The 21,653-nt window shown below is 69.0% G+C and carries 21 protein-coding genes and 1 tRNA gene; 10 read left to right on the top strand and 12 right to left on the bottom strand.

What is annotated here, in order from left to right:
- Nucleotides 1-3: 3 nt before the first annotated feature.
- Nucleotides 4-408: a hypothetical protein gene (locus K9D25_RS05855; protein ID WP_244449943.1), complete on the top strand. Its 405-nt coding sequence runs from the start codon at nucleotides 4-6 to the stop codon at nucleotides 406-408.
- A 334-nt stretch (nucleotides 409-742) separates the two neighbouring features.
- Here K9D25_RS05855 and K9D25_RS05860 read toward each other — a convergent pair whose 3' ends face one another.
- Nucleotides 743-2,767, bottom strand: a complete 2,025-nt coding sequence (locus tag K9D25_RS05860) for a thioredoxin domain-containing protein (protein WP_244449944.1) — start codon at nucleotides 2,765-2,767, stop codon at nucleotides 743-745.
- Between the two features lie 75 nt (nucleotides 2,768-2,842).
- On the opposite strand from K9D25_RS05860, the gene mnmE reads away from it, so the two are divergent.
- From mnmE to K9D25_RS05885, 5 genes are all read left to right on the top strand, one after another.
- On the top strand, nucleotides 2,843-4,252 hold the full coding sequence (mnmE, locus tag K9D25_RS05865) for a tRNA uridine-5-carboxymethylaminomethyl(34) synthesis GTPase MnmE (protein WP_432207914.1): 1,410 nt from the start codon (nucleotides 2,843-2,845) through the stop codon (nucleotides 4,250-4,252).
- Between the two features lie 235 nt (nucleotides 4,253-4,487).
- Nucleotides 4,488-6,356, top strand: coding sequence for a tRNA uridine-5-carboxymethylaminomethyl(34) synthesis enzyme MnmG (gene mnmG, locus K9D25_RS05870; protein ID WP_244449945.1), 1,869 nt, complete (start codon nucleotides 4,488-4,490; stop codon nucleotides 6,354-6,356).
- A 58-nt stretch (nucleotides 6,357-6,414) separates the two neighbouring features.
- Nucleotides 6,415-7,107, top strand: coding sequence for a 16S rRNA (guanine(527)-N(7))-methyltransferase RsmG (rsmG, locus tag K9D25_RS05875; protein ID WP_244449946.1), 693 nt, complete (start codon nucleotides 6,415-6,417; stop codon nucleotides 7,105-7,107).
- Complete coding sequence (locus K9D25_RS05880) at nucleotides 7,100-7,957, top strand: ParA family protein (protein ID WP_244449947.1); 858 nt, start codon at nucleotides 7,100-7,102, stop codon at nucleotides 7,955-7,957. Before rsmG ends, K9D25_RS05880 begins: the two co-directional genes overlap by 8 nt.
- A gap of 11 nt (nucleotides 7,958-7,968) precedes the next feature.
- Nucleotides 7,969-8,877, top strand: a complete 909-nt coding sequence (locus K9D25_RS05885; RefSeq protein WP_244449948.1) for a ParB/RepB/Spo0J family partition protein — start codon at nucleotides 7,969-7,971, stop codon at nucleotides 8,875-8,877.
- Nucleotides 8,878-8,895: 18 nt separating this feature from the next.
- On the opposite strand, the gene holA is transcribed toward K9D25_RS05885, so the two are convergent.
- Genes holA through leuS form a run of 3 tightly spaced genes read right to left on the bottom strand, consistent with a single transcriptional unit; the run spans nucleotide 8,896 to nucleotide 13,160 of the window.
- On the bottom strand, nucleotides 8,896-9,921 hold the full coding sequence (holA, locus tag K9D25_RS05890; protein WP_244449949.1) for a DNA polymerase III subunit delta: 1,026 nt from the start codon (nucleotides 9,919-9,921) through the stop codon (nucleotides 8,896-8,898).
- Between the two features lie 4 nt (nucleotides 9,922-9,925).
- Nucleotides 9,926-10,525: a hypothetical protein gene (locus K9D25_RS05895; protein WP_244449950.1), complete on the bottom strand. Its 600-nt coding sequence runs from the start codon at nucleotides 10,523-10,525 to the stop codon at nucleotides 9,926-9,928.
- Nucleotides 10,526-10,538: 13 nt separating this feature from the next.
- Entirely contained in the window at nucleotides 10,539-13,160 is a 2,622-nt protein-coding gene (gene leuS, locus K9D25_RS05900; protein WP_244449951.1) for a leucine--tRNA ligase, read from the bottom strand.
- A gap of 187 nt (nucleotides 13,161-13,347) precedes the next feature.
- Here leuS and K9D25_RS05905 point away from each other — a divergent pair, with 187 nt between their 5' ends.
- A complete protein-coding gene (locus K9D25_RS05905) occupies nucleotides 13,348-14,046 on the top strand; it encodes a YggS family pyridoxal phosphate-dependent enzyme (protein WP_244449952.1) in 699 nt (232 codons plus the stop codon).
- Nucleotides 14,047-14,059: 13 nt separating this feature from the next.
- Here the strand turns inward: K9D25_RS05905 and K9D25_RS05910 are convergent, their stop codons facing one another.
- The 4 genes from K9D25_RS05910 to htpX all read right to left on the bottom strand — a co-directional run bounded on the left by K9D25_RS05910 (nucleotide 14,060) and on the right by htpX (nucleotide 17,812).
- On the bottom strand, nucleotides 14,060-14,953 hold the full coding sequence (locus K9D25_RS05910) for a LysR family transcriptional regulator (RefSeq protein ID WP_244449953.1): 894 nt from the start codon (nucleotides 14,951-14,953) through the stop codon (nucleotides 14,060-14,062).
- A gap of 18 nt (nucleotides 14,954-14,971) precedes the next feature.
- Nucleotides 14,972-16,069 carry a YeiH family protein gene (locus K9D25_RS05915; protein ID WP_244449954.1) on the bottom strand — a complete coding sequence of 366 codons (1,098 nt, stop codon included), beginning with the start codon at nucleotides 16,067-16,069 and terminating at the stop codon, nucleotides 14,972-14,974.
- A 508-nt stretch (nucleotides 16,070-16,577) separates the two neighbouring features.
- Nucleotides 16,578-16,653 (bottom strand) — tRNA-Thr (locus K9D25_RS05920).
- A 151-nt stretch (nucleotides 16,654-16,804) separates the two neighbouring features.
- Entirely contained in the window at nucleotides 16,805-17,812 is a 1,008-nt protein-coding gene (htpX, locus tag K9D25_RS05925) for a zinc metalloprotease HtpX (protein WP_244449955.1), read from the bottom strand.
- Between the two features lie 232 nt (nucleotides 17,813-18,044).
- Between htpX and K9D25_RS05930 the strand changes: the two genes are divergently transcribed.
- Entirely contained in the window at nucleotides 18,045-18,224 is a 180-nt protein-coding gene (locus K9D25_RS05930) for a DUF1674 domain-containing protein (protein WP_244450807.1), read from the top strand.
- Between the two features lie 14 nt (nucleotides 18,225-18,238).
- On the opposite strand, the gene arfB is transcribed toward K9D25_RS05930, so the two are convergent.
- From arfB to K9D25_RS05945, 3 genes are read right to left on the bottom strand one after another with little or no spacing between them, the layout of a single operon-like run.
- Nucleotides 18,239-18,670: an alternative ribosome rescue aminoacyl-tRNA hydrolase ArfB gene (gene arfB / locus K9D25_RS05935; RefSeq protein ID WP_244449956.1), complete on the bottom strand. Its 432-nt coding sequence runs from the start codon at nucleotides 18,668-18,670 to the stop codon at nucleotides 18,239-18,241.
- Nucleotides 18,667-19,152 carry a Crp/Fnr family transcriptional regulator gene (locus K9D25_RS05940; RefSeq protein WP_244449957.1) on the bottom strand — a complete coding sequence of 162 codons (486 nt, stop codon included), beginning with the start codon at nucleotides 19,150-19,152 and terminating at the stop codon, nucleotides 18,667-18,669. The genes arfB and K9D25_RS05940 overlap by 4 nt, the downstream gene beginning before the upstream one ends.
- A 42-nt stretch (nucleotides 19,153-19,194) precedes the next feature.
- Complete coding sequence (locus tag K9D25_RS05945) at nucleotides 19,195-19,881, bottom strand: response regulator transcription factor (protein ID WP_018388480.1); 687 nt, start codon at nucleotides 19,879-19,881, stop codon at nucleotides 19,195-19,197.
- Between the two features lie 204 nt (nucleotides 19,882-20,085).
- On the opposite strand from K9D25_RS05945, the gene K9D25_RS05950 reads away from it, so the two are divergent.
- On the top strand, nucleotides 20,086-20,661 hold the full coding sequence (locus tag K9D25_RS05950; RefSeq protein WP_244449958.1) for a L,D-transpeptidase family protein: 576 nt from the start codon (nucleotides 20,086-20,088) through the stop codon (nucleotides 20,659-20,661).
- Nucleotides 20,662-20,823: 162 nt separating this feature from the next.
- Here the strand turns inward: K9D25_RS05950 and K9D25_RS05955 are convergent, their stop codons facing one another.
- Nucleotides 20,824-21,135, bottom strand: a complete 312-nt coding sequence (locus K9D25_RS05955) for a hypothetical protein (protein ID WP_244449959.1) — start codon at nucleotides 21,133-21,135, stop codon at nucleotides 20,824-20,826.
- 181 nt (nucleotides 21,136-21,316) lie between these two features.
- On the opposite strand from K9D25_RS05955, the gene K9D25_RS05960 reads away from it, so the two are divergent.
- On the top strand, nucleotides 21,317-21,649 hold the full coding sequence (locus K9D25_RS05960; protein ID WP_244449960.1) for a hypothetical protein: 333 nt from the start codon (nucleotides 21,317-21,319) through the stop codon (nucleotides 21,647-21,649).
- The last annotated feature ends 4 nt before the right edge of the window (nucleotides 21,650-21,653 follow it).

Below are 21,653 nucleotides of genomic sequence, written 5' to 3' on the forward strand. Positions count from 1 at the left end.
GGCATGAGGGCAGGGCAGTTCTACCGGCTTTCCGTCATGGCGCTTCCCCTCAGCCTGCTGCTGGCGCTGCCGGTGCAGGCCGGCGTCGCGGAACGCGAGCCGCCGCCAGCGGAACTCTGGCTGTTTGTTATCGGCATCGCCGCGCTTAGCTGGGTCATGGCCTGCCGGCGCTGGTGGCTTCCCCTCGCCGTGTGGCTGCCCACCGCCCTGTTCGTCGCCAGCCTCATCGCCGACTTCGCCGATCCCGTCATCGGGCCGGCAGTGCGGGCCGAACTCGGGCTCGCCTATGTGCTGCAGGCGGACCTCGCCGGCGCGCTGATGCTGGTGGTGCCGCTGATGCTGGCCAATGTGAAGTTCAGCCGGCTCGATACGGATAATCGACCGGGTGTACGGCGCCAGCGGCGCTGATTGCGGCTTCGCAATAAAGACGGCAGAATTTTCAAAATATCTGGCAAGTACGCCTAAAATCCATCATTTCACCTCCGAAATGATGGCCTTCAGAAATGACTCAGGGCGGGCGACAGACATGTCGTCCGACCCATTCCTCGTAAAAGCCAAAACGCCCGCCAGCGGCCGTTTCTGTTGATCTGCGCGGGGGTGGGGGATTTTCTCCCCGGATTATCCACAGGCTTACCCACACTCGTCGCCGCGACGGCCGATTCGACCACAAAATGCTGCCGGCGGCGCCCGAACCTTCCGTTCCTGCCGGCAAGCCAGGGGAGGGCCTCACGGGCCCCTCCCTTCAGCGGCCCCGGAGCAGCTCCTCCAGTCGATTCACCTCCGTAACGGGCAGTGAGCAGCTGCCGCCGCCGCAGACGAAGGCGGCAGGCGCGCCGACATCGCCTCCGCTGGTCAGGCTCGTCGCCTTCGCACGCGCGCGGTGATCGTCGGGCAGGGCCGAGGGATCGCTCACGCGCTGCACGCTGACATCGACCAGCGGCATCCGGCGGGCGGCGTCTGTGAGCGCGTCAGCCTCCGCACCCACGCCGATGACGACGACCTCGCGCGCCCGCAGCCTGGTGTCGAGCGCGTTAAGCAGGCCGGCATGGCTGTAGAGATGCGGCGCGGCGCGCGGCAGCAGCGCCTCGAACAGGCGGTCAGCACGGGCGCGATAGGCCTCGTCCCCGGTCAGGATCGCCAGCCGCACCAAATTGCGGGCGATCAGCGCCTGCGGGTTGGTCACCGCATCGTCGGCGGTGGCCTCCGGGCGCAGGATCAACCCTTCCGCGTCGGCGGCGGTGAGATAATAGCCGCCCGCTTCCGTCGCGTGATGCGTTTCCAGCATCCCCTGCCAGGCAATCGCCTGATCGAGATAGGCCCGCTCGCCCGTCGCTTCCGCCAGCGCCAGCGCCGCGCCGATCATCGCGGCATAATCCGAGGCGAGACCGGGGAAGACCAGCCGGCCCGCGCGCCAGCTATGACCGAGCCGTCCGTCCTTCACCATCGATTCGGCGATGAAACGGAAGGCGCCAGCGGCCAGCTCCACCCATTCCGGCCGTCCGATTCGCGGCGCGGCGCCGACCAGCGCCGCGATCATCAGCCCGTTCCAGTCCGCCAGCACCTTGTCATCGCGGCCGGGCGGTACCCGCTTTTCTCGCACGGCCAGCAGCTTGTCGCGAAGCATGGCGAGCCGGATTTCGTCGGCGCCCGAGCGCTCCGTCTCCTTCAGCCGGTTGGGGATCGACACGCCTTCCCAATTGCCGAACGGGGCAATGTCGTAATGGCGGGCGAAGAACTCGGCGTCCTGCGCGCCCAGCGCGTCCAGCACTTGTTTGAGCGTCCAGACATAATAGCGGCCCTCATGGCCCTCGGAATCGGCGTCGAGGCTGGCGGCGAAGGCGCCGCCCTCGGTCATCATCTCGCGCTGCAGCCAGCCCACCGTCTCGATGGCGCGGGCGCGAAAAAGCTCGGCGCCGGTCTCGGCATAGGCGAGGCCGAGCAGGTCGAGGATCTGCGCATTGTCGTACAGCATCTTCTCGAAATGCGGCACCAGCCAGCGGTCATCGACGCTGTAGCGGGAATAGCCACCGCCAATATGGTCGTAGATGCCGCCCTCGCTCATGCCGTCTAGCGCGTGCAGCGCGGCGTCGCGCAGCTTTTGCCGTCCGGTGCGCTCCCAGCCGCGCCACAGCAAATCAAGGAAAGGCGTGTTGGGGAATTTCGGCGAGCCCTGCAGTCCGCCATGCTCGGTATCCATGATGCCGAGAATGCGCCCGGCGATATCGTCCAGCTCATTAGTGCCGATCACCACCTGGCCCGCCGGTCGCGCCTTCTGCCGCAGCCGCTCCAGCAGCGCCACGCGGTTCTGGGCAATGCGCGGATCGCCCGAGGCGTAGGCGTTCGCCATGGTCTTCAGCACATCGGTGAAGGCGGGCTGGCCATAGCGCGCTTCCTTGGGGAAATAGGTGCCGCCCCAGAACGGCGCGCCTTCGGCGTCGAGGAACATGGTCATCGGCCAGCCGCCCTGCACGCCGAGCTGCTGCAGCGCGGCCATGTAGATCTGGTCGACCTCCGGCCGCTCCTCGCGATCGACCTTGATGTTGACGAACAGCTCGTTCATCACCGCCGCCGTCGCCGCGTCCTCGAAGCTCTCATGCGCCATCACATGGCACCAGTGGCAGGCGGCATAGCCGATGGAGAGCAGGATCGGCCGGTTGCTGCGCCGCGCCTCGGCGAAGGCCTCCGGCGTCCATTCCCACCAGTCGACGGGGTTGTCCTTATGCTGGAGCAGATAGGGGCTGGCGGCGGCGGCGAGCTGGTTGGGCAAGATGACGCTCCGGCTTGGGACGGGGTATCGTGGCGGCCGGTCAAGGCGGCCGATTCAACAGATAGGGCGTAGCGGGTGGACGTGCAGAAAAATAGCGCAATCGCGGCCGACGCAAAGGCGACGGTTCCGGGCGGCAGGGCAGGGAGCGGGGCGTGGGGTGACACCATCGCGGCGGTCTCTTCCGGCACCGGCGGCGCGGTGGCGGTCCTTCGCCTCTCCGGCCCGCAGGCCGGGGCGGCGCTTGCCGCGCTCGTCGGGCGGCTGCCGGAGCCGCGCCGCGCCCAGCTCGCCCGTCTGCGCAACCCGGCGACGGGCGAGGTGCTCGACCAGGGGCTCGTGCTGTGGTTCCCCGGCCCGCGCAGCGCGACCGGCGAGGACATGGCGGAGCTACAGATCCATGGCGGCCGCGCCGTGGTCGCCGCCGTGCTCGGCGCAGTGCTCACCGTCCCCGGCCTGCGGCCGGCGGAGGCGGGCGAGTTCACCCGTCGCGCCTTTCTCAATGGGCGCATGGACCTCACCGAAGCCGAAGGCCTCGCCGACCTGATCGCAGCGGAGACCCAGGCGCAGCGCCGGCTGGCCTTCGCCCATGCCTTCGGCCATCTCGGCCAGCAGGTCGAGGCCTGGCGCGGCCGGCTCATCCGCGCCATGGCGCTGGTGGAAGCGGGCATCGATTTCGCCGATGAAGACGACGTGCCGGCCGGGGCGCGGGCGCTGGCCAAGCCGGAAGTGGCGGCGCTCCTGGACCAGCTCACCCGCGCATTGGCGGACCGGCGCGGCGCCATGGTCCGCGAAGGGGCGCTCATCGCCATTGCCGGCCTGCCCAATGCCGGCAAGTCGTCGCTGCTCAACGCGCTCGCCCGGCGCGAGGTGGCCATCGTTTCCGACGAGCCGGGCACCACGCGGGACTTGCTGGAAGTCGCGCTCGACCTTGACGGCCACAAGGCCACGCTGGTCGACACCGCCGGCCTGCGCGAGGCGGAAAGCCGGGTGGAGGCGGAAGGCATTCGCCGCGCCCGCGCCCGCATGGCGCAGGCCGACCTCGTTCTCTGGGTGCATGATCTCACCGACGGCCCCGCGCCGGCGGAGGCCCCGGTGACGGCCGGCGCGCCCCTCTGGTTGCTGGGCAACAAGGTCGACCGGGCGGTCGGCTCCCCCGCGCTCGACGCTGCGTGGGCGCGCCATCGGCTGACGGTTTCCGCCGCGCGCGGCGAGGGGCTGGAAGAACTCATCGGCGCCCTCGGCCGCTTCATCGCCGAGCGGGCGGCGGGAGAGCACCCGGCCCTGCTGCGGGCGCGGCACCGCGCCAGCGCCGAAGAAGCCCGGGCCCAGATCGAGCACGCCCTCGCGCAGTGGGACCGGCTCGACGACGAACTCCTCGCCGAGGAACTGCGCCTCGCCGCCCGGGCGCTGGGCCGGATGACCGGCGCCATCGGGGTCGAGGATCTTCTCGATGTCGTGTTCCGCGAATTCTGCATCGGCAAATAGGCTCCCGCCGGGGCTTCGGATTCACGTGAAACACCGGCCGCACAGGGGCCGATTCGTAAACGAAATGTTTCACGTGAATCAGCCCGCCGCCTTGTCCCCCACGAAGATGACCGAACCCGTGACTTGACGGCACGGCGAAACGCTGGCTCAAACGGCATTCTCCCTTTGCCGGCCGATCCGTGCGCGTGCTTTCAGCGACGCAACAGCAAGCCGCGAGCCCATGAACCGCGAGCCCATGACCAGCGCTTCCGCTTCTCCCGATCTTCGCTTCGATGTCGTCATCGTCGGTGGCGGCCATGCCGGCACCGAGGCGGCGGCCGCCGCCGCGCGGCTCGGCGCCCGAACCGCGCTGGTGACGCACAGCCACGCCACGCTCGGCACCATGTCGTGCAACCCGGCGATTGGCGGGCTGGGCAAAGGCCATCTGGTGCGCGAGATCGACGCGTTGGATGGGCTGATGGGCCGCGTCGCCGATCAGGGCGGCATCCAGTTCCGTCTGCTCAACCGCCGCAAAGGGCCGGCGGTGCGCGGCCCACGCGCCCAGGCCGACCGCAAGCTCTACGCGCAGGCGATGCAGCGGGAAATCGATTCGCAGCCGAACCTATCGGTGGTCGAAGGCGAAGCTGACCGCCTCATCATGCAGGACGGACGCGTTGCCGGGCTGGTGCTGGCGGATGGCCGCCATGTCGCGGCGGGCGCCGTCGTCATCACCACAGGCACCTTTCTCAATGGGCTGATCCACATCGGCGACCGGCAGATTCCGGCGGGCCGCATGGGGGAGGCGCCGGCGCGCGGGCTATCTTCGTCGCTCGCCGCGCTCGGCCTGTGGCTCGGCCGGCTGAAGACCGGCACCCCGCCGCGCCTCGATGGCCGCACCATTGATTGGGCCGGGTTGGAGATGCAGGAGGGCGACACACCACCCGAACCCTTCTCCGCGCTCACCGCCGCCATCACTAACCCACAGGTGATGTGCGGCATCACCCGCACCACGCCCGAAACCCATGCGGTGATCCGCGCCAATATCGCGCGTTCGGCCATGTATTCCGGCAACATCCAGAGCGTCGGCCCGCGCTACTGCCCTTCGATCGAGGACAAGATCGTCCGCTTCGGCGAGCGCGACGGGCACCAGATTTTCCTGGAGCCGGAGGGGCTGGACGACCCCACCGTCTATCCCAATGGCATTTCCACCTCGCTGCCGGAAGACGTGCAGCGCGCGCTTCTGGCAACCATTCCGGGGCTGGAACGGGTGGAGGTGCTGCGCCCCGGCTACGCCATCGAATATGATCATGTCGATCCGCGGGAGCTGGAGCCGACGCTGGAAGTGCGCAAGGCGCGTGGCCTGTTCCTTGCCGGCCAGATCAACGGCACCACGGGTTATGAGGAGGCTGCGGCGCAGGGGCTGGTCGCGGGGCTCAACGCCGCCCGCCGCGCCGGCGGCCAGGATGGCGCGACCTTCGACCGGGCCGAGGCTTATATCGGCGTGATGATCGACGATCTCGTCACCCGGGGCGTATCCGAGCCCTACCGCATGTTCACCTCGCGGGCGGAGTACCGGCTCTCGCTGCGGGCGGACAATGCCGACCAGCGGCTGACGGGAAAGGGCGAGGCGCTCGGGCTCGTCGGCGAAGCTCGCCGCCGGCATTTCGCCGGGCGGCGGGAGGCGCTGGCACGGGTGACGACCTGGGCGCATTCCGTTTCCATCACTCCGGGGGAGGGGGATCGGCACGGGCTCACCCTCAATCGCGACGGCCAGCGGCGCACGGCCTTCGACCTGCTCTCCTACCCGCAGGTGAGCTGGGCCGACATCTGCCGCATCTGGCCGGAGGCACAGGCGGAAGAGGCGCGCATCGGCGAACAGGTCGAGGTCGACGCCAAGTACGCGGTCTATCTGCATCGCCAGGAAGCCGACATCGCTGCCTTCCGGCGGGAGGAAGCGGCTGAACTGGCGGAGATGGATTATCGCGGGTTGGCCGGACTCTCCAACGAACTCAAGGCCAAGCTGGAATCGATTCGGCCCCGTACCATTGGTCAGGCAGGCCGCATTGATGGCATGACCCCGGCCGCGCTGGCGCTGCTCGCCGCCCATGCAAAGCGAGCCTCCTGAGCCGCCCCGACCCATCGGTCTTGGCTGATCCCCGGCCGCCGATGCGGTATGCTGCGCCATGTCCCAAACCGATTCGTCCGACCGCGCCCATGCGCTGAGCCTCACGCCTGTTTCACGTGAAACAGAACAGCGGCTCGACATCATCGTCGCCCTGCTGGAAAAGTGGCAGCGCACCATCAATCTGGTGGCGCCGGCCACGCTCCCCGTAGTGTGGACACGCCATGTCGCAGACTCGCTGCAGCTGGTGCCACTGGCCGGAGCGGTCACCCGCTGGGTCGATCTCGGCTCCGGCGGCGGCTTTCCCGGCCTGGTCGTCGCGGCGGCGCTGGCGGAGCGGCCGGACGCGGACGTGACGCTGGTGGAGAGCGACAGCCGCAAGGCGGCCTTTCTGCGCGAGGCGGCGCGGCTGGCGGACCTCCCCGTCACGGTGGTGCCGTCGCGAATCGAGCAGGTCGCGGGTGTGCTGGCGCCGGGCGTCGAGGTGGTTTCCGCCCGCGCGCTTGCGCCATTGCCGCGCCTGCTCCAGCTGGCGGCACCTTTCCTTGCACAGGGGGCGGCCGGCCTGTTCCTGAAGGGACAAGATGTTGATAACGAATTGACCGAGTCAGCTAAATCTTGGAGAATCAACAGTGAAATCTCGCCCAGCCTGACCGGCGGCGGCGGGCATATCCTGATCGTCCGCAGTGCGGTTCCCTTGGGTATCGGTGCGGCCGCAGACGTCGGTTTTTCGCAGGGTGGACATCATGACTGAGGCTTCGCTCGCTCCCGCCGCGCCCCGTGCGGTTCCCCGCGTGCTTGCCCTCGCCAACCAGAAGGGCGGCGTCGGCAAGACCACCACGGCGATCAATCTCGGCACCGCCCTTGCCGCCATTGGCGAGACCGTGCTGATCATCGATCTCGACCCGCAGGGCAATGCCTCCACCGGCCTTGGCATCGAGCGCAGCCGCCGGCGCGTCTCCACTTATGATGTGCTGACCGGCGAGATCGAGCTGCGCGACGCGGTGCTGGAAACCGCGGTGCCGCGCCTGCACATCGCACCGTCGACGCTGGACCTGTCCGGCATTGAGTTGGAGCTCGCCAGCCAGCGCGACCGCGCCTTCCGCCTGCGTGACGCCATTCGTCGGCTGAATGGGACGGCCGATTCGGACCCGGAACGAACAGATCCCGAATACACCTATGTGCTGATCGACTGCCCGCCGTCGCTGAACCTGATCACGGTCAACGCCATGGCGGCGTCCAACGCCATTCTCGTGCCGCTGCAATGCGAGTTCTTCGCGCTGGAAGGTCTGTCGCAGCTGCTGAAGACGGTGGAGCAGGTGCGCACCACGCTCAATCCCGGCCTGTCCATCCATGGTATCGTGCTGACCATGTTCGATGCGCGCAACAATCTCTCCACCCAGGTGGTGGACGATGTGCGCCAGTTCATGGGCGCCAAGGTCTATGAGACCATCATTCCGCGTAATGTGCGGGTGTCGGAAGCGCCGTCCTATGGCAAGCCGGTCCTGCTCTACGATCTCAAATGCGTGGGGTCGCAGGCCTATCTTCGTCTCGCTTCCGAAATAATTCAGCGCGAGCGCAGCCTGCGCGTCGCGGCGGCCTGAGGGAGGGAGCGATGGCGATGGCGGAAGACGGCGGCCGCTCGCGGCTCGGGCGCGGCCTGGCGGCGCTGATCGGCGATATGGGCGAGGATGGCGGCGCGGCCAATGAGCGGGCCCGCGTCCCCGGCGGCGCGCGCAAGGTGCCGCTGGCTTTTCTGCGCGCCAATCCGCGCAACCCGCGCCGCAGCTTTGCGGAGGCGGATCTCGAAGATCTCGCCGCCTCCATCCGCGAGCGCGGCGTCATCCAGCCCATCGTCGTGCGCCAAGTCGCCGGCGAGCGCGATGCCTATGAGATCGTCGCCGGCGAACGTCGCTGGCGGGCGTCGCAGCGGGCCGGCATCCACGAGGTGCCGATCGTCGTCGTCGAGGTCAATGACCGCGAGGCGCTGGAAATCGCCATCATCGAGAATGTCCAGCGCGCCGATCTCAACCCGCTGGAAGAGGCGGCGGGCTACCAGTCGCTCGCCGACCAGTTCGGTTACTCCCAGAACGATCTCGCCCGCGTCATCGGCAAGAGCCGCAGCCATGTCGCCAATACGATGCGCCTGCTGCGCCTGCCGGAGCCGGTGAAGGCCTATCTCGCCGATGGCCGCCTGTCCGCCGGCCACGCGCGGGCGCTGCTGACCCAGGATGATCCCGAAGCCCTGGCGCGGGCGATTGTCGAGCAGGGCATGAATGTGCGCGCCATCGAGGCGCTGGCGCAGGAGCTCAACGTCGCCAAGGCGGAAGCGGCCGGCAAGCCGCCAAAGAAGCCGAAGCACCCCGCGCTCGATGCCGACACCGCCGCGCTGCAGCGCCGGCTCTCCGACGAGCTGGGGTTGAGCGTGACGCTGAAGCATGACGGCGAGGCGGGCGAGATCCGCATCCGCTATTCCTCGCTCGATCAGCTCGACGAGGTCTGCCGCCGCCTCGCCGGCGTCTGAGCCCGCGCCCTCCGCGCCTCAGCCGCGCCGCGCCTGCGCCGCCACCTGCAGCAGCGCCCGCTCGGCGATGGCCGGGCCGAGCGCGGCATTGCGGCGGGCGGCGAGAAGCGCGTCGTCCAGCGCGAACAGCGCCGTCTCCAGCCGGGCGACGGTCCAGCTGCGCAGCGCCTTCTCGATGAAGGGCTTGCGGCGGAAATGGATCGCCGGCCGCGCGCCTTCCACCGCCCGCTCGACACTGCCGCCGGCTTCAACGGCAAGGCGCATCTGGTGCAGCGCCTGCGCCGTGCGGCACACCGCCCCCAGCACGATATCCGCCCGCATGCCTTCGCCGGTCGCCTTGGCGAAGGCGCTCGCCATGTCGGCGGGCTGGCCGGCAAAGGTGGCGTCGGCGATCTCGTCCAGCGCGAGACTGGAGGCGTCGCCGACAATGGCGCGCACATGGGCGCTGGTGATGCGCGGCTCGCCGGCGGCGTAAAGCAGCAGCTTGGCGATCTCGCCGCGCGAGGCCATGCGGTCGCCGCCGAGCAGCGCCATCAGTTCGCCGCGCGCGTCGCGGTCGAGCTGGGTGCCGGCCTCGGCCATCATGGTGTCGATAAGCCGGCTAAGGTCACGCTCGCTATCGGCATAGCAGGCGATGGCCAGCGCATGCGGCGAGGCTTCGCACAGCGCGCGCAAGCCTTGGCCGCGCTTGAGGTCGCCGGCCTCAATCACAACGATCGCCTGCTCCGGCGGCTGAGCCAGCAGCGCTTCCACCGCCGGCACCACATTGCGCGAGCCGACGCGCAGCGAGACCACGCGGCGGCCGCCAAACAGCGCCACCGTGCCGGCCTCGTCGACCAGCCGTCCGGGATCGCCGGAGATTTCGTCGCCGTCGAGCCGGATCAGGCCGAAAGGATCGTCGGAACCGGCGCTGGCGCGGGCGAGATAGGCCTTGGCGCGCTCGCGCACCAGGCCGCTATCCGGGCCGAACAGCAGCAGCACGGGGCGCAGCGGATCGAGGCGGCTGAGCGTCGCCTCGACATCGCCCGGCCGGACGGCGACCATGGCCTCAGCTCTTCGGCGCGGCAGTCAGCGGCGCGGTGGTCACAGGGGCCGTGGCGCCCGGGGCGGCGGGCGTCGCACCGCCAGTGACAAAAAAGGAGGCGAGCTGGCTCTTGATCGATTCGGCGGCGACGGTGGCGGAGCGGTTCTCGGCGTCGCGTATGGCGCGGGCGCGGGCGAAGCGCTGATAGCCGCTGTCGAGCGAGGCCTTGCCGCTGGCCTTGCCGGTGCGCAGCGGCGTCTTGAGATTGCCGGCGTCGAACAGCTTCCACGAGACATCCACCGAGACGATCTCCACTTCCGGCAGGCCGGTGAGCGGGCTGACGACGGAGGCCTGGTTGGTCTTGCTCGCCACGTCGAGGAACAGCTTGTAGGGCACGCCCGTCGGATTGCCGGCGCCGCCGGTCAGGGCGAAGATCAGGTCGTTGCGCACCTCGTCGGCGACACGGCCCTGCGCGAACACCACTTCCACCTGGCTCAGACTGTCCTGCAAGGACGAGCCCTGGCCGGGCGTGGTCTCGGCATACATGGGCTGGAAACAGCCCGCCGTGGAAAGGGCGAGCAGTCCCGCCCCGGCGAGACCGAGCAGGCGGCGGCGTGAGGGCATCGTGTTCCTCCGGTCAGGCGACGACATTCACAATCCTTTGCGGCACGACGATGATACGCTTCGGGGCGCGTCCGTCGAGGGCCTGCGCGATCAGGTCGAGGGCGAGCACCGCCTTCTCCACCTCGGCGGGGCTGGCCTCCTTCGGCACCACGATCTCGCCGCGACGCTTGCCATTGATCTGAATCGGCAGCGTAACGGTGTCGTCCACCAGCAGCGCGGCCTCGACTTCGGGCCAGTGCGCCTGCGCCATCAGCCCGGCGCCGTTCAGCACCTGCCCGCATTCCTCGGCGAGATGCGGCACCATCGGCGCCACCACGGAAACGAGGAAGCCCGCCGCCTCGCGCAGGGCGAAGGCGAGGTCGGGCGCCAGCGCGCCGGCTTCCGCCGTCTTGCGCGCGCCCGTCAGAGCGTCGCCGAACACATTGGCGAAGGCGTGCACGCGCGCGACCGCCACGTTGAAGCGCAGCCGCTCGATATCCTCGGCCACCTGCGCCGCCAGCTTGTGCGACGCGCGGCGCAGCGCGAGCGATTCGGCGCCGAAATCATCCGGCCGCGCCACGTCGCCCGGCACCAGCGCGACGGTGTCGCCGACGAGGCGCCACACGCGCTGCACGAAGCGCCAGGCGCCCTCGATGCCCTTGTCCGTCCATTCGCTGTCGCGCTCGGGCGGGGTGTCGGAAAGCATGAACCAGCGGGCGCTGTCGACGCCATAGGTGTCGGCCACCACTTCCGGCGGCACGACATTCTTCTTCGACTTCGACATCTTCTCCGGCGCGCCGACGGTCACCTTCTCGCCGGTGCCCACCTTCACCGGCTGGCCGGCGGCGTCGCGTTCCACCTCTTCGGGGAACAGCCAGCGGCCTTCCGCGTCCTTATAGGTCTCGTGGACGATCATGCCCTGCGTGAACAGGCCGGCGAAGGGCTCGGCCACCGAGACGCGGCCGAGCTTTTTGAGCGTGCGAATGAAGAAGCGGGAATAGAGCAGGTGCAGGATCGCGTGCTCGATGCCGCCAATATACTGGTCCACCGGCAGCCACTGGTCGGCGGCGCCCTTCTGCAGCGGCGCGGTGCCGGGCTCGGCGGCGAAACGGGCGAAGTACCAGGAGGAATCGACGAACGTATCCATCGTGTCGGTTTCGCGCCGGGCCGGCGCGCCGCAGTTCGGGCAGTTCACATGCTTCCAGCTTGGGTGGCGGTCCAGCGGGTTGCCGGGCTGGTCGAAGGACACGTCCTCCGGCAGCTTGACGGGCAGCTGGTCGTCCGGCACCGGCACCGGGCCGCAGGTGTCGCAATGGATGATCGGGATCGGGCAACCCCAATAGCGCTGGCGCGAAATGCCCCAGTCGCGCAGGCGGTAATTCACCGCCCGCTCGCCGACGGGCGCGTTGCCGAGAATCTCGTTCTCCAGCCGCAGCGCCACCTTTTCCTTCGCCGCCGGCACGGTGAGGCCGTCGAGGAAGCCGGAATTGAACAGCACGCCCTCGCCCTCATAGGGCGCCTCCGCCACCGAGAAACCGGCGGGGTCGACATCGGGCGGCAGCACGACCGGGGTGATCGGCAGGGCGTATTTGCGGGCGAAGTCATGGTCGCGCTGGTCATGCGCCGGGCAGCCGAAAATGGCGCCGGTGCCGTATTCCATCAGCACGAAATTGGCGACATAGACCGGCAGATCCGGCCCGCCCAAGGGGTGGCGCACCTTCAGCCCGGTGTCGAAGCCCATCTTTTCCTGGGTCTCGATTTCGGCGGTGGAGGTGCCGCCGCGCCGGCATTCCTCGACGAAGCTCGCCAGCGCCGGGTTGCCCGCCGCCAGGGTCTCGGTCACGGGGTGGCCGGGGGAAAGGGCGAGGAAGGCGGCGCCGAACAGCGTGTCCGGCCGCGTGGTGTAGACCTTGATCTCGGCGGGCAGGTCCTCCGGCGCATCGGCCAGCGCGAAGCGCACATGCAGCCCTTCCGAGCGGCCGATCCAGTTGCGCTGCATCAGCCGCACCTTGTCGGGCCAGCGCTCCAGCGTGTCGAGCCCGGCGAGCAGTTCCTCGGAGGCGTCGGAAATCCGGAAGAACCACTGCGCCAGCTTGCGCCGTTCCACCAGCGCGCCGGAACGCCAGCCGCGCCCGTCGATCACCTGCTCATTGGCGAGCACGGTGTTGTCGACCGGGTCCCAGTTCACCTCGCTCTCGCGGCGGTAGACGAAGCCGCCTTTGAGGAAATCGAGGAAGATGCGCTGCTGCTCGCCATAATAGGAGGGATCGCAGGTGGCGATCTCGCGCGACCAGTCGAGCGACAGGCCGAGCAGCTTCAGCTGCTCGCGCATGGTGGCGATGTTCTCGTAGGTCCACTTGCCCGGATGCGTCTTGCGCTCGATGGCGGCATTTTCCGCCGGCAGGCCGAACGCGTCCCAGCCCATGGGGTGGAGCACGTTGAACCCCTTCATGCGCTTGAAGCGCGCCACCACGTCGCCCATCACATAATTGCGGCCATGGCCGATATGGATGCGCCCCGAGGGGTAGGGGAACATTTCGAGCACATAGTATTTGGGACGCGGATCGTCGTTGCGGGTGCGGTAGATGCCGCGTTCGTCCCAGATCTTCTGCCAGCGGGGCTCGGCCTCGCGGGCGTTGTAGCGCTCGGTGCTCATGGACAGGCTTCTTGGATAGGCGGACGTCGGAGAAAGTGCCGCAAGGGTTCAGGTAATGGCGCCGGACTAGGCACCAAGTCGCGTTCCCGGTCAACCTTTCGCTGCGCTGCGGGGTATTGCGCGACGCGCGCGTTTGCGCGCGGGCGCGATTGGCGTATCTGGTCGGTGCCCGAAGCAGGAGAGCGCCATGGACCCCATCCGCGACGAGACCGCTGCCGCGACCGCGATCACCGCCCGGCTGGACGAGGTGCGCGCCCGCATCGCCCAGGCCTGCGTGGATGCCGGGCGCGATCCCGCCTCGGTTGAGCTGATCGCGGTGTCGAAGACCTTCGGGCCGGAAGACATCGCCCCCGTCATCGCCGCCGGCCAGCGCCGCTTCGGCGAAAACCGCGTGCAGGAGACGGCGGGGAAATGGCCGGCGCTGCGCGTGGCCCATCCCGATCTCGAACTCCATCTCATCGGTCCGCTGCAGACCAACAAGGTGCGCGAGGCGCTTTCCCTCTTCGACGTGATCCAGACGCTGGACCGCCCCTCGCTCGCCGCCGCGCTGGCGAAGGAATTGGCGCGCGAGGGCGCCCCGCCGGCGCCGCGCCTGCTGGTGCAGGTCAATACTGGCGAGGAGCCGCAAAAGGCCGGCGTCGCCCCGCATGAGGTCGACGCCTTTCTCGCCCAATGCCGCGATGCGCACGGGCTGGCGATCGAGGGGCTGATGTGCATTCCCCCCGCCGACGAGCCGGCGGCGCCGCATTTCGCCCTGCTGGCGAAGATCGCCGCGCGCTATGGGCTGAAGACGCTGTCCATGGGCATGAGCGGCGACTACGAGACCGCCATCACGCTGGGGGCCACCCATGTGCGGGTCGGCAGCGCCATCTTCGGCCACCGCTAGGCGCCGGCAATCGCTAGGCGCTGGCCCGGTCCTCCCCGGCCAGCGCGAGAAAGGCCTGCGCCGCCTTGGTGGTGTAGCGCTCGCGGTGGCGCAGCGAGAGGAAGGGGCGCGCGGGCAGGGGGTAGTCGATCAGCGCCATGGTGCCGGCGCGGATGGCGCCGTCCACCACCCGGCGCGAGATTACCGTCACCCCGCTGCCGGCTTCCACCGCCGCCCGCACCGCCTCGTTGGAGGGATAGTCGAGCACGACGCGCAAGGCGCCGGGCGCGATTCCCGCCGCGTCGAGATAGGCTTCCAGCATGGCGCGGGTGCCGGAGCCCGGCTCGCGCAGCACCCAGGGTCCGTCGATCAGCTCGGCCGGGGAGAGGGGCGGACGCCAGTGCCAGGGATGCGTCACCGGCGCCACCAGCACCATTTCGTCCTCGGCCACCGCGGCAGTGGCCAGCACCGGGGTCTCGATGCCGCCCTCGATGAAGCCGAGATCGGCGGCGCCCTCCTGCACGAGGGCGGCGACGAAATCGGTGTTGCCGATGGAAAGGCTCACGGAAACGCCGGGATAGCGGCGGCGATAGGCCTCGATCAGCGGCGGCAGCCAGTAATTGGCCACGGTCTGGCTGCCGGCCAGCGCCAGCGTGCCATGCACCAGCCCGGCAAGGTCGGCCAGCACCTTCTCGGCGGCGCTGGCGCGGGCCAGCACGGCGCGCGCCTCGGGCAGGAACAGCCGCCCGGCTTCGGTGAGCACGATGCCGCGCCCCACCCGGTCGAACAGCTTGGTGGCGTGGCGCGCCTCCAGTGCCGCGATGGCCGCGCTGGTGGCGGAAGGGGTGAGGTGGATGTCCCGCGCGGCCTGCGTGATGTGCTCACGCTCTGCCACGGCGACGAAGATGCGCAGCTGTTCCAGGGTCATCCACCGTCCTCGCCTCGCTCAGGCGGTCATCTTTACCAGAGCGAGGCTGAACAGGGCGATGAAGACGAAGGCGGCGAAGCCGAGCAGGAAGGGGCGCACGCCCTTGGCGCGCAGCTTGGCGATGTCGGTTTCCAGCCCCATGGCCGCCAGCGCCATGGAAAGCATGAAGGTGGTGGCCAGCACCAGCGCCGCCTTCAGCTCCGCCGGCATCGTCACCACGCTGTTGAGCCCCACCATGGCGAGAAAGCCGAGCACGAACCACGGCATGGGCGGGCGGGCGCGGCCGGCATCCTCGCCGCGGCCGCGGGCCTGACGCGCCGCCATCAGCCCGAGGGCGATCACCATCGGCGCCAGCAGCATCACCCGCGAGAGCTTGGCGATGGTGCCGAATTCGCCCGCCGCCGGCCCGCCCTGATAGGCGGCGGCCACCACCTGGGCGATTTCGTGGATCGAAGCGCCGGCCCACAGCCCATAGGCATGCGGGGAGAGACCGAGCACCACGGGGAGAAGCGGATAGAGAAACATCGCCACCGAGCCGAACACGGTGACGCAGGCCACGGCATAGGCGACATCCTCGTCATGGGCGCGCGTCACCGTGTTGGTCGCGATCACCGCCGAGGCGCCACAGATCGAGGTGCCGGCGGCGATCAGTTGGGCGAGGCCGCGCTCCACCCCCATCAGCCGGCCGAGCCAGGTGGTGAACAGGAAGGTGGCGATGAGGGTGAGGGCGATCACCGCGAGGCCGGTGGCGCCCACTTCCGCCACCTGCGCGGCGGTGAGCTGCAGCCCCAGCAGCACGATGGCCGCGCGCAGGATGCGCCGCATGGCGAAGGTGACGCCGGGCTTGGCCCGCGCCGGCGTGCCGATGAGGTTGTGAAAGCCGATGCCGATCATGATGGCGAGGATCATCGGGCTCAGCACCCCGACCATGGGCAGCTGGCGCAGCGCGAAGCCGAGGCCGGCGATCCCCGCCGTCAGCGCGAGGCCGGGGAGCAGCGCAGCGGGCGTGATCTTCGCGGCCGGGGACTTGGGAGCGTGCGCCTTGGCCGCGTGGACCTTCGCGGCGTGAGCCCTGCTTGTCCGGGTGTCCTCGGCCCTCTCGACATGCGCAACCATGATGCGTCTCCCCTTGCGGCACCCTCTTCGTCGCAGGAGATGATCATTCGTTCCAGCGCATTATATCGCACAAATCATCCGACATAATTGGATGAACACGGACGGGTGGTGCCGCCTTCGGCCTCCGGGGGCTCGGCTACCTCAACCAAACGCCCCTCATGGCCGGGCTTGACCCGGCCACCCAGACTTTTGCCGCGCACCGGCGGAAGTGCTGGGTCCCCGGGTCAAGCCCGGGGATGAGGGCACGGGCGGTGGGCAGCGCTGCCGGTCCTTCTGGCCGGGGGAGGGACCCGTATCGAGCGACGGGGAAGCGTTCCCCGCTCATCCTCTCAACCTCACAGCCCCCTCATGGCCGGGCTTGACCCGGCCACCCAGACTTCTGCCGCGCACCAGCGCAAACAGGGCATCGCGGTTCACGCCCGGCGATAAGCGCGCGCGGGAGCACGGAAAGAATGACACAAAGGGAAAAAGGGGGTGCTGCCGGGCTCTCAAAGCCGGGGCGGAGGAATGGTGCCGCTTGTCAGACTCGAACTGACGACCTCCGCATTACGAATGCGATGCTCTACCAACTGAGCTAAAGCGGCACGCGCGGCTCTGATAGCGGCGAAGCGCGGCTTTTTCAAGCGTCACGGCGGCAATGCGGACGCGATGCGCGCGCGATCGACGCGCAGGGCCGGAAAACAGCGCCCGCCGGCGCCCAGGGTAAGCTACGGGGCGCCCGAAAGCGCCCCCGCGTCAGCCCCAGGGCCCGCGCCGCTCGTCGCCGCCGCGCCGGCCCCAGGGATTGCCGGACGGGCGGTTCGCCGGGCGCGAAGCCGTGCCGCGCGCCCACGGCCCGCCCTGCGGGGCGTGAGCCGCCGGCTCGGGGGCATAAGAACCCTGGCCGTAACCGCCCGACCCCATCTGCTGCGCCAGCGCCTGCAGCGCGGCGATGCGGTTCTCGGTGGCGGGGTGGGTGGAGAACAGATTGTCCATCCGCTCGCCCGATAGCGGGTTGATGATGAACATATGCGCGGTGGCCGGGTTGTGCTCGGCCGGCATGTTCGGCACCGCATGGGCGGCGTTGGAAATCTTCGCCAGCGCCGAGGCGAGCCACAGGGGCTGGCCGCAAATCTGCGCCCCGAGCTTGTCCGCCTCATATTCGCGCGAACGCGACACCGCCATCTGCACCACCATGGCGGCGAGCGGGGCGAGGATCACCATCGCAATGGTGCCGATGATACCGAAGCCGTTGTTGTTGTTGCGGTTTCCGCCGAAGAACATGGCGAAATTCGCCAGCATCGAAATCGCGCCCGCCAGCGTGGCGGTGATGGTCATGGTCAGCGTGTCGTAATTCTTCACATGCGCCAGCTCATGCGCCATCACGCCCGCCACCTCTTCGCGCGAGAGCGAATGGAGCAGGCCTGTCGTGGCGGCCACGGCGGCATTCTGCGGGTTGCGGCCGGTGGCGAAGGCGTTGGGCTGGGGATTGTCCATGAGGTAGACGCGCGGCATGGGCAGCTGCGCCCGCGCCGCCAGCTCCTCCACCATGGAATAGAATTCCGGCGCGCTGGCCCGGTCGACCTCGCGGGCGCCATACATGGACAGCACCATGCGGTCGGAATTCCAGTAGCTGAACACATTCATGCCGGCGGCGACCAGCAGCGCGATCATCATGCCGCCCTGGCCGCCGATCATGAAGCCGACGCCCATGAACAGCGCGGTCATGCCCGCGAGCAGGATGGCCGTACGGAAATAATTCATCGTTCCCTCATGCGCCGCCGGTTGCGGCATGTCGGTGGGGAAATGGGAGCGGCCGGCCGGCCGCGCAAGATTGGCGGGGAGGCGGCGGGCGCGTCGCGCGCTCGTGAGCGGACCTCTCTTGACGCCGGCGCGCGGCGGGTGGTTCCAATGGCGCATGAGCCAGAGCGATCCCACCGCACCGATCGGTCCCACACTCCACCTCACCGCACTCACCGGTCAGGCCCCCGAGGGCGTGGCGCCCGTCCCGCGCCGCCCGCTCTCCCCCGCCGCCGAGCGGGCGCTGGCCGAGGCGGAAGCCCGCCGCGCTGCCGCCGCGCCGGTGGCCGGGCCGAAGGAGATTGACGGCCGCGACGGGCCGGAGCCCGTGCGCTACGGCGATTGGGAAGTGAAGGGAATCGCCACGGATTTCTAAGGGCTTAGCTGGGCTCAGTCCTCGCCGCCGCCGGAAGGCCGCTCGCGGCGCAGCGACTTGATGCCGGAGCGCTTCGCCTTGCCTTCCAGCCGGCGGATCTTCGAGCCGAGGGTCGGGCGGGTCGGCCGGCGGGTGATCGGCACCACCGCTGCCTCGCGCACCAGTTCCACCAGCCGCGCCAGCGCATCCGCGCGATTCTGCTCCTGCGTGCGGTAGCGCTGCGCCACCAGAACCAGCACGCCCTCCTTGGTGAGGCGCCGCCCGGCGAGCCGCTCCAGCCGCTCTTTCACGTGATCTGGCAAGGACTTGGAGCCGCGCACGTCGAAGCGCAGCTGCACCGCGCTCGACACTTTGTTGACGTTCTGCCCGCCCGGCCCGGAGGCGCGGATGAAGGTTTCCTCGATCTCGTCCTCGTCGAGCCAGACCCGGGGGGCGACCGGAATCATGGCCGCCGCACGTCCTCGATCGCCTCCAGCCGCTCGCGCACCCGCTCCAGATCGGCGAGGGTGGCGGAAACGCGCTCGCTCAGCCGGCGGGTGAGTTCCCGCGCGGCATCGGGATAGCTTTCCAGCGTGCGCAGGAACATGTTGCGCGGAATGCGCAGCACCTCCGCCGGTTCCAGCGCCGTGGCGGTGGCGGGGCGGCGCGTTTCGGTGAGCAGCGCCATCTCGCCGATCAGCGCGCCTTCGCCGGCGCGGATGCTCTGGCCCGGCCGCATCGCCAGCTGCGGGTCCTCCGGCGCCACCCGCAGGCTGCCCTGCTGCACCACATAGGCGCAATCGGCCGGCTCACCCTCGTGAAACAGCGCCTGCCCGCGCGCCAGCGTGAAATGATCCACGCTGATCGCGATGACGCGCAGCGCCTCCCGCCCCATCAAAGCGAGCGTCGGCACACGTTCCAGAAAGGCGATGTCGTCCTCGATGGACATTCGGCGGGCGAAACTCCAAGGCCGGACGAATCAATCGGCCAGTCAGGGCAGCAATTTGTAGCCGCCAGCCTCGGTGGCAAGCAGGCTGGGGTGGGAGGGGTCTTTCTCGATCTTCTGGCGCAGGCGATATATATGCGTCTCAAGCGTATGGGTCGTCACGCCTGAATTATAGCCCCACACTTCCTGCAGAAGTATTTCGCGCGCCACCGGCTTTTTTCCAGCCCGGTAGAGATAGCGCAGAATGGCCGTCTCCTTCTCGGTAAGACGGATCTTGGAATTGCGCTCGGTCACCAGCATCTTGGCGCCGGGGCGGAATGTGTAGGGCCCGATGGTGAACACCGCGTCCTCGCTCGCCTCATGCGAGCGCATCTGCGCGCGGATGCGGGCGAGCAGCACGGCGAATCGGAACGGCTTGGCGACGTAGTCATTGGCGCCGGCTTCCAGCCCCATGATGGTGTCGCTGTCGGTGTCGTGGCCGGTCAGCATGATGACGGGCGCCTTGAAGCCGTTCTGGCGCATCACGCGCACCGCCTCGCGCCCGTCCTTGTCCGGCAGGCCGACGTCCATCAGCACCAGATCGACGCGTGTCGATTCGACTTCGCTGATCGCGGCCGTGGCGCTGTCGACGGAGACCACCTCGAATTCGTCATAGAGCGAGAGTTGTTCGACCAGCGCCTCGCGCAGATCCTTGTCGTCGTCGACCACCAAAACTCGCAGAGCGTTCGCCATATCGCTTTCCCGAATATCCGCGTTCCCGAGAGAGGCCGCTGGTCGAAGCCCTTGTCCCAGGTGCCTCGTGCGTCCACTCTCACGCGAGGTTGGAGTGAAATGCCGTATGCCCCGAGTAGGCAGGCGAAGCGCATTCGGCAAGCGTCGAGGACTCGTGGGACGAAGGTGCTGCCGGTTCGTGACGTGATCGTGAACGGAAATGGCGTGAAGAAGAAGACCCTTCGCACAGAATCACACCGAAAATCCCACAGCCTTTCCCGCCTGCGCGTCGCCGCGCGGCCTGGCGGTCCGCTCCAGGGGCGTCAGAGGGGCTGGCTCATTGTCGAGGGCCGGCCCCTTCCTGTCGCGCTCGGCCGGTCGGGAATCCGCGCCGACAAGCGTGAGGGTGACGGCGCGACGCCAAAGGGCGTCTGGCACGCGCGTGAAGTGCGCTACCGCGCCGATCATGGTCCCCGCCCGGTGACCCGCCTGCCGGTGTTTCGCATCAAGCCCGACGATGGCTGGTGCGACGCGCCGCGCCATGGCCGCTACAACCGGCCGGTCAAACGGCCGTTTCCCGCCTCGCATGAGGAGATGTGGCGGGCGGACGGGCTGTATGATCTCGTCGTCGTGCTCGACCATAACAGCCGCCCCCGCCGCGCCCATCGCGGCTCGGCGGTGTTTCTCCACATCGCGCGCGGGGCCTTCGAGCCCACGGCGGGATGCGTCGCCTTCCGCCCGATCGATCTGCGCCGCCTGCTCGCCCGGCTCGGGCCGCGTACGGCGATCGAGATCGTCTGACGACAAAGGCCGCGACGGGAGTACCCCCTCGCGGCCTCGTTCGTGAGATGCGGTTAGACGCCAGATCATTTCACCGTTTCACGGAAACAGCGATATGATCTAAATCTTTGATTTGTCACGTTTTCTTCACGCGAACCGGTATCCACTTCGCTCGAAAACGCTCTAGCGATAGACATACCAGCAGCGGCGCACCGGGCGGCCCCAGCGGTCGCGCCGCACCGCGCATACCCGGCGGCGGCGACGGCGGCGGCGCCAGCCGGGAGGCGGCGGGCCGGGCGGGCCCCATTGCGTCGTCTCGATCGGCGTACCGTCAGGCGCGTGCGCGACCGCCTCCAAGCCCTCTTCCGCTTCGGGGGCAATGTCCCGCAACTGGTTCAGCACCGCCGCCTCGGCCGACGATGTCAACAGCGCACCGGCGGCGCTGCCCGCGCCAAGCACGCCGGCCAGGCCGAGCAAAAAACCTCGTCTGTCCATGTCCTTCTCCACTCTTCTGCCCTAGGGCTGCCGACGCCCGACAACGCGGGACGCAGAGAATGGTTCGCCGGTCGCGGCCGGCACGGCGGGGAGGGGTGGGCCTCGTCATCGCGCAACGGTGCGGCCTTGCCGCCGGCCGGGCCGCGCGCGATAGTCGAGCCAGCGAATCGCGAGGTCGGACATGAACGTCTTCGGCACCAAATTCCCGGGGCGCAAATTCCTGGGGTGGATCATGCGGGCGGCGCTGGCGCTCGCCGTCGCCCTGCCGCTGCTGGCGGTGAGCCCGCCCGCCCATGCCGGCAATTCGACCGGCGCGCTGATCGGCGGTCTTGTCGCCGGCGCGCTGGTCGGCTCGGCCGTCACCGCGGCGGTGAACCAGCCCAAGACCTATTATTACGCGCCGCCACCGCCGCCCCCGCCGGCCTATTATCCGCCCCCGCCGCCGCGTCCGGTCTATGGCCCGGGCTATTGCGGCGCGCCGCCCTACCCGCCGTGCCGCACGCCGGTCTACTGAGACG

The organism is Ancylobacter polymorphus (genome assembly GCF_022836935.1).
GTDB classification, from domain to species: domain Bacteria; phylum Pseudomonadota; class Alphaproteobacteria; order Rhizobiales; family Xanthobacteraceae; genus Ancylobacter; species Ancylobacter polymorphus_A.